Here is a 12,448-nt window from a genome sequence, read left to right on the forward strand (position 1 = left end):
ACGAGACACGACCCCCACCGCAGCCGCTACTTCAAGCCCCAGCGCCTCCACGCGGACAAGGCATACGACGTCCCTCACCTGCGCAAATGGCTCTGAGGCAAGCACATCGGGGTGCGTATCGCCCGCAAGGGAGTCGAGTCCAGCGAACGGTTAGGGCGCCGCCGATGGGTCATCGAACGCACCATGTCCTGGCTCACCGGCTACCGCAGACTCAACCACCGATACGAACGCCACCCCCGCAACTACCTGGCCTTTCTCGGCCTCGCCGCAGCACTCTGCTGCTACAAGCGACTCGCTCGTCTCACCACATAGGACACGGTCTTACACCTCACGTCCGTCGGGTCCTCAAGACGGCAGGCCAGGCCCTGTGCTTCACATATGAGCTGTTCGTCAGTGTATCCTGCCTCATCTGTCAACCGCGCGCCTGCCCTCTAGGCCCTTCGGGTGACGAAAAAATCAGGACCCAGACCCGGACCCGGACAGCGAACCGGTGCGGTCAAAGGATTGGAAGAACAGGGCGTGTCGAAGCCGCGTATCAGCGTGATTGTGCCGATTTACCAAGTGCAGTCCTTCCTGCGGGAGTGCCTCGAGTCCATCCTTGAGCAGTCCTTCCGTGACATCGAGGTAATCGCCGTCAACGACCACTCACCCGATCGCTGCGGAGAGATCGTGGACGAATACGCCAAGGCCGACGAGAGGGTCCGGGCACTGCACCTGCCCGAGAATGTAGGATTGGGCCGAGCTCGGAACGCGGGGATGGAGAAGGCGCGCGGCGACTACCTCTTCTTCCTCGACAGCGACGACACGCTTACGCCCGGCTCTCTGCAGTTCATAGCGGACCGGCTGACGCAGACCGCCGACCCGGACGTTCTGATCTTCGACTACGCGCGCACATTCTGGTGGGGCGGGGCGACCCGCAACAGCCTGGCCTCAGTCTTTCAGACGGAGGGACCGGAGGTCTTCACAGCGAAGCAGCGGCCGGAGTTCCTCACCCTGCTCATGGTGGTATGGAACAAGGTCTACCGGCGCGACTTCATTGAGCGGCGCGGCTTCCAATTCCCGCCGGGGTACTACGAAGACACTCCCTGGACTTTCCCGGTCCTGATGTCGGCCGACCGGATCGCCGCCCTGGACCACGTTGTCGTCCACTACCGTCAGCGTCGCCAGGGCAACATCCTGCGCACGGTCAGTCGCAAGCACTTCGACATCTTCGACCAGTATGAGCGGGTCTTCGCCTTCATCGACAGCGACCCGTCTCTCGCGGAGTGGAGAGCTCAGCTCTTCACCAAGATGATCGACCACTTCATCGCCATCCTGGCAAAGAGCAACCGAGTGCCCGACGAACTGAGGGCCGAGTTCTTCGCTCTGGCGCATCGCCACTATCGACGCTATCTGCCGGCGGACTACGTGCGGCCCGAGGGCCATACCGGCCTGCGGCACTCACTGATCGCACGCGGCGCATATCCGATCTACCAGACTCTGAAGGTGGCCAATCAAGGGCGCCGCAAGGTCCGCAAGACTGTCCGCGCCACTCGGAAGAAGGCTGCCAGCAAGCGCCTGGACCGCCTTTACGAAGCCGCGCTCAAGCAGCCCATCGACCAAAACCTGGCCGTCTACTCCGCTTACTGGGGCCGGGGTTACGTGTGCAACCCCGCCGCGTTGCACGCCAAGGCCAAGGAGATAGCTCCCCATATCAGGGGTGTGGTGGTCGCCAAGCAGGACGAGGTGAAGAATCTCCCACCCGGCACCGATTTCGTGGTCCCGGGGACCCCGAGGTACTGGGAGGTCATCGCGCGCGCCAAGTACTTCTTCAACAACGTCAACTTCGAGGACCGCTTCGTCAAGCGCCCCGGCACCGTCCATGTGCAGACGCAGCACGGTACACCGCTCAAGCGCATGGGCATCGACTTGCTGCCCTACCCGGTCGCCGCCAAGGGAACGAACTTCAAGAAGCTCTTGGAGCGCTCGGACCGCTGGGATTTCTGCATATCCTCCAACCGGTTCTCCTCGGACATCTGGGAACAGGCCTTCCCGTGCTCCTTCGCATCGTTGGAGAGCGGTTACCCCCGCAACGATGTCTTCTACAACTCGACTGCCGACGACGTTCGCCGCATTCGGGATGAGCTCGGCATCCCTCAAGGGAAGACCGCCGTTCTCTACGCGCCGACTCACCGGGACTACACCAAGGGCTTCGTCCCCCAGCTCGACCTTGCCCGCCTCACTGACGCCCTCGGTGACGACTTCGTGGTGCTCATGCGAGGCCATCACTTCTACGAACAGACGGCGGAGCTGCGGGCGTTGCAGGCGTCTGCCCGTGTCATCGACGTCACCTCGCATACCTCCTCGGAGGAACTGCAACTCGCTGCGGACGTACTGCTGGCGGACTATTCGTCGATGATTTTCGACTACGCCAACCTCGACCGGCCGATCGTGATCTATGCCAACGACTGGGAGGCTTACACGGTCTCTCGCGGTGTGTACTTCGACCTCACGGAGGAACCGCCCGGCCACGTCACGCGCACCCAGGAGGAACTGCACGACGTATTCGTCAGCGGTGCCTGGAAGGATGCTCGATCCGATGCCCTACGAGGCTCCTTCCGCCGTAAGTTCTGCGAGTACGACGACGGCCGAGCGGCCGAGCGCGTCATACGTCAGATCCTGCTGGGTGAACCGGCGGAGAAGCTGCCGGTCGTACCGCTGGAAGAGCGGACTCCGGCCCCGTCGCCGAGGGCCGCTCAGGGGGAGGGCGTGAAGGAACCTGCGGTCGGGTGGTCCAGGACCGCATAGATGTCCGGTCAGGGCGTCGGCGCGCCACTGAGAAGCACGCCGGCGCCCGGTGTCGAGACGTCGACAGCCGAGGCTGTGTGCGTGCGCGCTCTCCCTTCCGCCACCCTCGGTGAGCCTGGCGGAAGGGAGCGGACCGGCGCCGGTGCATGCCTGACCTCTCGCCTCCTCCACGGGTAGGGCCAATGCCAGAAACAGAAGAGAAGGTGGCCATGAAATCCAGTGCCGGGGAGCGGTCCCACGCTGAGATCAGACGGGTCTGGCCGCGCGACGGTCACATTCGGATCCTCGGGACGGTCGTCATCGGCAAGGTGGCGGACGATGTCCCCGTGGACAAGTCGTGGACGCTGCGCCTCACCTCCCGCGAACGACCCGAGGCCCCTGTCCTGTCCGGCGTCGCATGGCTCACAGACCTGCTCAAGCGCACCGTGACCCGCACGTCGCGCCCCACCCCGCGTCGGCTGCACTTCCCCGTCGTCAGCGACGGCGCGCGCTTCGAGGCAGTCGTGCCCGTCCGCGACCTGGCAGTCTGGGACGCACTGCCCCGCGAACACTGGGACCTGCATGTGGTCGCGACTCGCGGTGGCAAGAAGCTGGTACTTCGCGTCGGCCGCCACCTCGACGACATGCCAGGCAAGAAGCAGATCGTGAAGTTTCCCGAGCAGTACAAGGCAGGGGTCGCCGTGCTGCCCTATTACACCGATGGCGACGACCTTTCCATACGCTGCGCCCGACGCGACAACGCCGACCGGAGCGCCACATGAAGCTGACCTACCTGATATACAACGCTTTCGGCGTCGGTGGCACTGTCCGTACCGTGTTCAACCAGGCCAACGCCATGGTCGAGCGCGGTCACGACGTGGAGATCGCCACCATGCTGCGCTACCACGAGGAGCCACCCTTCCCGCTGGATTCCCGGGTGCAGGTGACCGCGCTCGTGGACAACCGATCCGGCTCGTACGTGGACTGGGACGGGTATGAGGGCCCGGAGGACACCTCCTGGCATGGTCGGTTCCCGGCAGGAATCTCCAAGAACGTGGACAGTCGTCGCCGCATCAGCGCGATGATCCGCTTCCTTCGCGGCCTGGAGCGCCAGATCGTGATCGGCACCCGGCCCACGATCAACCTGGTCATGGCCGAGTTCACGGACCCGTCGCTGGTCCGTGTCGTCCAGGAGCATGCGGGTCTGTCCACGCACAAGGGCGAGTGGCGCAAGGCCATCGACGCCGCCTACGTGAAGATGGACGCAGTCGTCTGTCTCACCGAGGCGGACCGTGCCGCCTACGCCCAGGCGTTCCCCCACGTCCGCGTCGAGCGAATACCGAACGCCCTGCACTCCCTGGACGTCCCACACACCGACCTTTCACGGCCCCAGGTTGTCAGCGCCGGACGACTCGATGGCAACAAGGGCATCGACAAGCTGATCATGGCGTTCGGCCAAGTCGTGCAAGCACACCCGAATTGGACACTGCGTGTCCACGGCGACGGCCCGGAGATGGAAGCCCTTCGCAAAGCCGTCCGCGCCAAGCACCTGTACAATCACGTCTTCCTCATGGGCCCGACGCGCAAGCTCGATGAGGAACTCGCGAAGGGCTCCATTTTTGCGATGAGCTCCAAGTCCGAGGGCTTCGGCATGGTGCTGCTGGAGGCCATGAACTGCGGCCTCCCTGTGGTCAGTTTCAACTGTCCGGTCGGCCCACGAGAACTCGTCGCCGACGGAGTGGATGGTCTGCTCGTCCCCGAACTCGACGTGGACGCCCTGGCCTTGGGCATCATGCGCCTGATCGAGGACGAGGAGCTGCGCCGCAGACTCTCCCTAGCGGCCCTGCAAAAAGCCACCGCATACGGCCCCGCCGTCGTCACCGAGTCCTGGGAGCACCTCTACGAAGTCCTGACCACGGCAAAATGATGTCGGGTGTGTCAGGTCCTGCACGTCCACACCTCTGAGTGACTCTGTCGCGGATCCTGTGATTGCGTGGGTCAGTTTGGTCGGTCGGCACGCTCGGTTCGAGAGCGAGGGCCGTCCATGGTTCTCAAGGTGTTCCGTGTCCCTGCACCGTCGCTATGGTGAGCAGGTCCCGCCCCTGACCGCGCAGATCACGCAGGCGGACAACCCTGGCGGGACCACCGCAGTAGTACATCGAGGCCCTACAACCACCGCGGGTCCGATGGCGGCGTCACGACGCGTGATCAGGAACGGGAGGGTCCCGCCATGGTTCGCCCCTGATGTTGCCGGCGCAACCCACCCGGAACCACAAGGCACTGGTCTCTCCCGGCCCGGCGCTGACCAGCGTCCCACCCACGGCGTACAGCCCGAGATCCAAGGAGCCTTTACAAAGATGCTCCCCATCCACTACGTGAGTCGCTGAGGGGCACCGGAGCGCTTTGCATGGCCGCCGTTCATATCGGCGGCCATGCAACTCCACTCAGGGCGCGGCAGCGGGTCAGAACGGCTCGAAGCCGTCGAACTCCCGCTCCGCCTCGTCGCGTTCGGCGTCCCGGTCCCGGCGTCGCTGGGCGGCCGGGCGGGGCGCCTCGAAGCGGTGGTCCTCGCCGCGGCGGCCGAGCATCTCGGCGCCGGCCGTCACCGACGGCTCCCAGTCGAAGACGACCGCGTTGTCCTCGGGGCCGATGGCCACGCCGTCACCGTTGCGCGCGCCCGCCTTCATCAACTTGTCCTCGACACCGAGGCGGTTGAGCCGGTCGGAGAGGTATCCGACGGCCTCGTCGTTGTTGAAGTCGGTCTGGCGCACCCAGCGTTCGGGCTTCTCGCCACGCACCCGGAACAGTCCGTCCTCCTCGCGGGTGACGGTGAAGCCGGCGTCGTCCACGGCCTTGGGCCGGATGACGATCCGCGTGGCCTCGTCCTTGGGCCGGGCCGCGCGCGCGGTGCCCACCAGCTCGGCCAGCGCGAAGGACAGCTCCTTCAGTCCCATGTGGGCCACCGCCGACACCTCGAAGACCCGGTAGCCGCGCGCCTCCAGATCCGGCCGGACCATCTCGGCGAGGTCCTTGCCGTCCGGCACGTCGATCTTGTTGAGGACGACGATCCGGGGCCGGTTGTCCAGCCCGCCGTACTCCCGCAGCTCCGCCTCGATGATGTCCAGGTCGGAGACCGGGTCGCGCTCGGACTCCAGCGTCGCCGTGTCCAGGACGTGCACCAGCACGCTGCACCGCTCCACGTGCCGCAGGAACTCCAGGCCCAGGCCCTTGCCCTGGCTGGCGCCGGGGATGAGACCGGGGACGTCCGCGACGGTGTAGACGGTCTCGCCGGCCGTCACCACACCGAGGTTGGGGACGAGCGTCGTGAAGGGGTAGTCGGCGATCTTCGGCTTCGCCGCGCTCAGCACGGAGATCAGCGACGACTTGCCGGCGCTCGGGTAGCCGACCAGCGCCACGTCGGCGACGGTCTTCAGCTCCAGGTGGATGTCCCGCAGGTCGCCGGGCACGCCGAGCAGCGCGAAGCCGGGCGCCTTGCGCCGCGCGGAGGCCAGCGCCGCGTTGCCGAGGCCGCCCCGGCCGCCCTGCGCGGCGACGTACGACGTGCCCTGCCCCACCAGGTCGGCCAGGACGTTGCCCGCCCCGTCGAGGACCACGGTGCCGTCGGGCACGGGCAGGACCAGGTCCTGGCCGTCCTTGCCGGAGCGGTTGCCGCCCTCGCCGGGCTTGCCGGCCGTGGCCTTGCGGTGCGGGGAGTGGTGGTAGTCGAGGAGCGTGGTCACCGACTGGTCGACGGTGAGGATCACGTCGCCGCCACGGCCGCCGTTGCCGCCGTCCGGGCCGCCGAGCGGCTTGAACTTCTCACGGTGGACGGAGGCACAGCCGTGGCCTCCGTTACCCGCGGCGACATGCAGCTCGACGCGGTCCACGAAGGTGGTCATGGGATGTGCCTCCAGTTACCGGTTACTACTTACTACGGAATGTCTCTTGGTTAACACGCGAAAGGCGGACCCGCTTCCCTTGGGGGGAAGTGAGGTCCGCCTCGCGAAAGTTTCCGATCAGGCGACCGGAACGATGTTCACGACCTTGCGGCCACGGTGGGTGCCGAACTGCACCGCACCGGCCTGCAGGGCGAACAGCGTGTCGTCGCCACCACGGCCGACGCCGGCGCCCGGGTGGAAGTGGGTGCCGCGCTGGCGGACCAGGATCTCACCCGCGTTGACGGCCTGACCGCCGAAGCGCTTCACGCCGAGCCGCTGGGCATTGGAGTCGCGACCGTTCCGAGTGGACGATGCGCCCTTCTTGTGTGCCATCTGTTCTCAGTCCCTTACTTCGCGGCCGCGGGGATCTCAGTGACCTTGATCGCCGTGTACTGCTGGCGGTGGCCCTGACGACGGCGGTAGCCGGTCTTGTTCTTGTAGCGCAGAATGTCGATCTTCTGGCCCTTGTGGTGGTCCACGACCTCGGCCTGGACCTTGATGCCGGCCAGCACCCACGGGTCGCTGGTCACAGCGTCGCCGTCGACGACGAGCAGGGTCGAGAGCTCGACCGTGTCGCCGACCTGGGCGGTGGAAATCTTGTCAACCTCAACGATGTCGCCGACAGCAACCTTGTGCTGGCGACCACCGCTGCGCACGATGGCGTACAAGCGGATCTCACTCTCTCGCTCCGGAACGGCACCCCCGCAGTCCAGCCGCCCGGTGAACACGCGGACAGCCTCTCCCGGCCGGGGCCCGACAAGGCCCGCGCCCGGAAGGAAAGAGGTTTACGGGGATGTGACGTGTCAGTCGACACGCCGACGGTCAAGATTACGGGGCCGTACGACAGGGGTCAAACCGAGCCTCCGGGCCCGGCGCCCGGCCGCCCCGGGCCACGCCCTCAGTGGGCGACCGACGCCACGTACCCGGCGTACGCCGCCTCGGTCCGCGCCCGCGACAGGTCGAGGTGCTCCAGGATCGTGTACCGGCCCGGCCGGGTCCGCGGCGCGAACTCCACGGCCCGTACGAACTCGTCGTCGTCGAACCCGATCTCCCGGGCCACCACCGGCAGCCCGTGCCGGCGCAGCGTCCGGGCGATCAGCAGGGAGGCCTCGTGGTCGCCGCGCAGATACGTCGCGAAGGCCGCGCCGATGCCCACCTGCTCGCCGTGGCTGGCGGCGCGCCTCGGGTACAGCAGGTCGAGCGCGTGGCTGATCTCGTGGCAGGCGCCGGACGAGGGCCGGGTGTGCCCGGCGATCGACATGGCGATGCCGGACAGCACCAGCCCCTCGGTCAGCACGGTCAGGAACCCGTCGTCGCCGCAGCCGCCGGGGTGGCGCAGCACGGCCTCGCCGGCCTGCCGGGCCAGGGCGGCGGCGAGGCCGTCGACCTTCTCCCCGTTGACCCGGTGGGCCAGCTCCCAGTCGGCGACGGCGGAGATGTTGGAGACGGCGTCACCGATCCCGGAGCGCACGAACCGGATCGGCGCCTCGCGGATCACCGCCAGGTCGACGACGAGGGCGATGGGCGTCGGCACGCCGTACGAACCGCGGCCCGCGTCGTTGTCCAGTATCGACACCGGCGAGCAGATGCCGTCGTGGGAGAGGTTGGTGGCCACGGCGACCATGGGCAGACCGACGCGGGCCGCGGCGAACTTGGCGCAGTCGATGACCTTCCCGCCGCCGAGCCCGACGATCGCGTCGTAGCGGCTCGCCTTCACGCCGTCGGCCAGCCGCACCGCGTCGTCGATGGTGCCGCCGCCGACCTCGAACCAGTCGGCACCGGGCAGGGACGGCGCCAGCCGCCGGCGCAGCCGCGCCCCCGAACCGTCGCTGATCGCCACGGCGAGCTTCCCGGACTGGGAGATCCGCTGGTCCGCGAGGACACTCGCCAGGTCGTCGAGCGCGCCCGGGCGGATGTCCACGACGAGCGGCGAGGGGATGAGCCTCGTCAGTACCGGCACGTGATCTTCTCTCCTCGCGGGGGCGGCGGGTCGGTGACGCACGGCTTTCCGGTGATGATGCGCCCCGCGGGGTCCGGGGAAACGTGTGGTCCTGGCCGAACGGACTCCGGGCGGACTCCGAGCGGACAGGACCACACGTACTGCGACAGGTGCCGGATCAGCCCTCGTCGGTGGCGGCCGTGACCGAGGACGGCGTCTGCTGGGCAGCCGCCGCGGTCTTCTTCGACGCCGTCTTCCTGGCCGTGGCCTTCTTGGCGGTCGTCGTCTTGGCCGCCTTCTTGGCCGTGGCCTTCTTCGCGGTCGTCGTCTTCTTGGCCGCGGTCTTCTCGGTGGCGGTCTTCTCGGTGGCGGCCTTCTTCGCCGTCGCCTTCTTCGCCGTGGCCTTCTTGGCCGTCTTGCGGGCCGCGGCCTTCTTGGCCGGGGCGGCCTCCTCGGCGGTCTCCGCCTCGGGTGCCGTCACGACCGCGTCCTGCTCGGCCGCCGCCTGCCCGGCCGCGTCCTCCGCCGGGGCCGACGGGACGACCATGACGGCCGCCTCCTCGGACGCGGTGGACGTGGTGGGCTTGCGCACGGCCCGACGCCGCGGACGGGCCGGGGCGGCGCTCTCGGCGGCCGCACCGGACGGCTCCGCGGGCGCCTCGGTCGCCGGTGCCTGAGTCGCCTGCTCGGGCTGCGCGGTCTCCGGGACCGTCAGCACGGCGGCCTCGGCGTCCGCGGGGGAACCGGCCGGTGCGGACACCTTCCGGGTGGCCCGGCGGCGGGTACGGCCCTTGGGCGCGGCCTCGTCGGCAGCCGGTGCCTCGACGGCGGCCGGAGCCTGCGTGGCGGCCGGGGCCGGGGCGCCGGAGACAGCGTCCTCGACGGCGGCGGGCTCGGCCAGCACCTCGGCGGCGGGCTCCCGCAGCACGGGGCGCTCGACCTCCTCCTCGACCGTGACGTCCTGCGCGGTCGGGGCCTCGGCACGCGCGGCCTCGCCCTTCGCGGTCCTGGCGGACTTCGGGGCACCCGCCGGGGACGACGCCCGCCGGCTCGTACGACGCCGGCCTCGACCGCGCGTGGCGGCGGCCTCGGCCTCGGCGGCGCTGCTGTACAGCTCCTCGTCCGCGCTGAAGTCGGGCGCCGGCAGGGCGACCGGCTCGGCCACCTCGGCGGCGACCTCGGACTCGGACTCGGTGTCCGCCTCCTGCTCCGCCGTCACACCGGTCTCGACGCCGGCCACGGCCTCGTGCTCGTGCGGCTGCTCGCCGCCGGCCCGGGCCCGCTTGCGGCGCTTGCCACCGCCGCCGCCACCACCGGCCGCGGTCGGCTGGTCCAGGTGGACGATGACGCCACGGCCGTTGCAGTGGACGCAGGTCTCGGAGAACGACTCCAGCAGCCCCTGCCCGACCCGCTTACGGGTCATCTGCACGAGCCCCAGCGAGGTCACCTCGGCGACCTGGTGCTTCGTACGGTCGCGGCCCAGGCACTCCAGCAGGCGCCGCAGCACCAGGTCCCGGTTGGACTCCAGCACCATGTCGATGAAGTCGATGACGATGATGCCGCCGAGGTCGCGCAGCCGCAGCTGGCGCACGATCTCCTCGGCCGCCTCCAGGTTGTTCCTGGTGACCGTCTCCTCGAGGTTGCCGCCCTGACCGGTGAACTTGCCGGTGTTGACGTCGACGACGACCATCGCCTCGGTCCGGTCGATCACCAGCGAACCGCCACTGGGCAGCCAGACCTTGCGGTCCAGCGCCTTGGCGAGCTGCTCGTCGATCCGGTACGTGGCGAAGACGTCGACCTCGCTGGTCCACCGGGACAGCCGGTCGGCGAGGTCCGGCGCCACGTGGGACACGTAGCCGTGGATGGTCTGCCAGGCGTCGTCACCGCTGACGACGACCTTGGTGAAGTCCTCGTTGAAGATGTCGCGCACGACCCGGACGGTCATGTCCGGCTCGCCGTAGAGCAGCGTGGGCGCGTTCGAGCTGCCGCCGCTCTTCGCCTTCTTCTGGATCTCCTCCCACTGGCCCTGGAGCCGCTCGACGTCGCGGCGCAGCTCGTCCTCGCTCGCGCCCTCGGCGGCGGTGCGCACGATGACGCCCGCGTCCTCGGGGACGATCCGCTTGAGGATGGTCTTCAGACGGGAGCGCTCGGTGTCGGGCAGCTTGCGGCTGATACCGGTCATCGAGCCCTCGGGCACGTAGACCAGGTAGCGGCCGGGCAGTGAGATCTGGCTGGTCAGGCGGGCGCCCTTGTGACCGATCGGGTCCTTGGTGACCTGCACCAGGACCGACTGGCCGGACTTGAGGGCGGACTCGATACGACGCGGACCGCCCGACATGCCGAGCGCCTCGAAGTTGACCTCACCGGCGTACAGGACGGCGTTGCGGCCCTTGCCGATGTCGATGAAGGCGGCCTCCATCGACGGGAGCACGTTCTGCACCTTGCCGAGGTAGACGTTGCCGACGTACGAGGTGGCCTGCTCCTTGTTGACGTAGTGCTCGACGAGCACGCCGTCCTCCAGGACGCCGATCTGGGTGCGCTCGCCGTGCTGGCGCACGACCATGACGCGCTCGACGGCCTCGCGGCGGGCCAGGAACTCGGCCTCGGTGATGATCGGAACGCGCCGGCGCCCCTGCTCGCGGCCTTCCCGGCGGCGCTGCTTCTTGGCCTCCAGGCGGGTCGAGCCCTTGATGGACTGCACCTCGTCGGACGGCTCGCTCTTCTCCCGCGCCGGACGCGGCTCGCGGACCTTGACGACGGTGCGCTCGGGGTCGTCGGCGGACGACGGCTCGGCGTCACCGGAGCCGTCCCCGGCACGACGGCGACGGCGACGACGGCGACGGCTGCTGCTGGAGCCACCACCCTCGCCCGAGGCGTCCTCGCTCTCCTCGGCGTCCTCCTCGGCCTGCTCGGCGGTGTCCTCGGCGTCCTGGGCCGCCTGCTCGGCGGCGCTGGGCTCGTCACCGTCGGCCGAGTCGCCGTCGGCCGCGTCGCCCCGGCGGCGGCGACGGCCGCCCCGGCGACGGCGACGGCGCGACCCGGAGTCCTCGGACCCCTCCGCGTCGTCGTGGTCCTCGTCCGACTCGTCGGCGTCGGCGTCCGTGTCGGCGTCCGTGTCGGCCTCGGTCTCGGCCTCCGGCTCGTCCTGCGTGACGGCGGCGGTGGCCCGCTCCTCGGCGGCCTCCTCGGCGGCGGCACCCCGGCGCTTGCGGCGGCGGCGCGATCCGGCGGGCTGCTCCTCCGGGACGACCTCCTCGGTCTCCTCGCGCGCCTTCTCCGGCTCGGCCCCGCCGGCCTCCGCCGCGGCCTCGGCCGCGGCCCGCTCGGGCGTCTGGAACTGGGGCTCGGTGAACACGGGCGCCTGGAACACGGCGACCGCGGGACGCGAGGGGCGCTTGTGAGCGCCGGCCTCGTCGGACGCCGCGGCGGTCCGCGGCGGCGCGGCGAAACCGGTGGCGGCCTTACGGGTGGAGCGGCGGCGCGCACGGCGCGGAGCGGCGTCCTCGACGGGCTCGGCGGGCGCGGCGGTCTCCGCGGCCTCGGCCGTGGCCTCAGCGGTCTCGAGGGCCGGCGCCGGCTCGCTCACCTCGGCGGCGGTGTCCGCGGGCGCGTCGGCCGGGGCGGACACGCGTCGCGTCGCACGGCGACGGGAACGGCGGGGAGCGGCGTCCTCGGCCACCTCGGCGGGCGCGGACACTTCAGCGGGCGCGGACGCCTCCACCGGCTCGGCGGGCTCAGCGGCAGCGGACTCAGCGGCAGCGGCCGGCTCGGCCGGCGAGGTCACGCTGCGCGTGGCACGACGACG

The 12,448-nt window shown here is 69.4% G+C and carries 8 protein-coding genes and 1 pseudogene; 4 read left to right on the top strand and 5 right to left on the bottom strand.

Going from position 1 to position 12,448, the window contains the following annotated elements; all coding sequences use genetic code 11:
- The 4 genes and pseudogenes from ACH4NX_RS21940 to ACH4NX_RS21955 all read left to right on the top strand — a co-directional run.
- Nucleotides 1-312, top strand: a pseudogene (locus ACH4NX_RS21940) (transposase); the annotation flags it as partial.
- 192 nt (nucleotides 313-504) lie between these two features.
- The gene (locus ACH4NX_RS21945; RefSeq protein WP_398128671.1) at nucleotides 505-2,787 is read left to right on the top strand and encodes a CDP-glycerol glycerophosphotransferase family protein; all 2,283 of its coding nucleotides are present in this window, start codon (nucleotides 505-507) and stop codon (nucleotides 2,785-2,787) included.
- 203 nt (nucleotides 2,788-2,990) lie between these two features.
- A complete protein-coding gene (locus ACH4NX_RS21950; protein WP_398128670.1) occupies nucleotides 2,991-3,548 on the top strand; it encodes a hypothetical protein in 558 nt (185 codons plus the stop codon).
- A complete protein-coding gene (locus tag ACH4NX_RS21955; RefSeq protein WP_398128669.1) occupies nucleotides 3,545-4,693 on the top strand; it encodes a glycosyltransferase family 4 protein in 1,149 nt (382 codons plus the stop codon). The genes ACH4NX_RS21950 and ACH4NX_RS21955 overlap by 4 nt, the downstream gene beginning before the upstream one ends.
- A gap of 535 nt (nucleotides 4,694-5,228) precedes the next feature.
- On the opposite strand, the gene obgE is transcribed toward ACH4NX_RS21955, so the two are convergent.
- The 5 genes from obgE to ACH4NX_RS21980 all read right to left on the bottom strand — a co-directional run.
- Nucleotides 5,229-6,665: a GTPase ObgE gene (gene obgE, locus ACH4NX_RS21960; protein WP_351387898.1), complete on the bottom strand. Its 1,437-nt coding sequence runs from the start codon at nucleotides 6,663-6,665 to the stop codon at nucleotides 5,229-5,231.
- Between the two features lie 117 nt (nucleotides 6,666-6,782).
- Nucleotides 6,783-7,037: a 50S ribosomal protein L27 gene (gene rpmA / locus ACH4NX_RS21965; protein ID WP_003976205.1), complete on the bottom strand. Its 255-nt coding sequence runs from the start codon at nucleotides 7,035-7,037 to the stop codon at nucleotides 6,783-6,785.
- A 14-nt stretch (nucleotides 7,038-7,051) separates the two neighbouring features.
- Nucleotides 7,052-7,372, bottom strand: a complete 321-nt coding sequence (rplU, locus tag ACH4NX_RS21970) for a 50S ribosomal protein L21 (protein WP_007449531.1) — start codon at nucleotides 7,370-7,372, stop codon at nucleotides 7,052-7,054.
- Between the two features lie 230 nt (nucleotides 7,373-7,602).
- Nucleotides 7,603-8,664: an iron-containing alcohol dehydrogenase family protein gene (locus tag ACH4NX_RS21975; RefSeq protein WP_351387895.1), complete on the bottom strand. Its 1,062-nt coding sequence runs from the start codon at nucleotides 8,662-8,664 to the stop codon at nucleotides 7,603-7,605.
- 157 nt (nucleotides 8,665-8,821) lie between these two features.
- The coding region (locus ACH4NX_RS21980; RefSeq protein ID WP_398128668.1) for a ribonuclease E/G at nucleotides 8,822-12,448 on the bottom strand (3,627 nt) is incomplete at its 5' end.

The sequence above is a fragment of the Streptomyces sp. NPDC017225 genome (assembly GCF_044331465.1).
Taxonomy (GTDB): Bacteria; Actinomycetota; Actinomycetes; order Streptomycetales; family Streptomycetaceae; genus Streptomyces.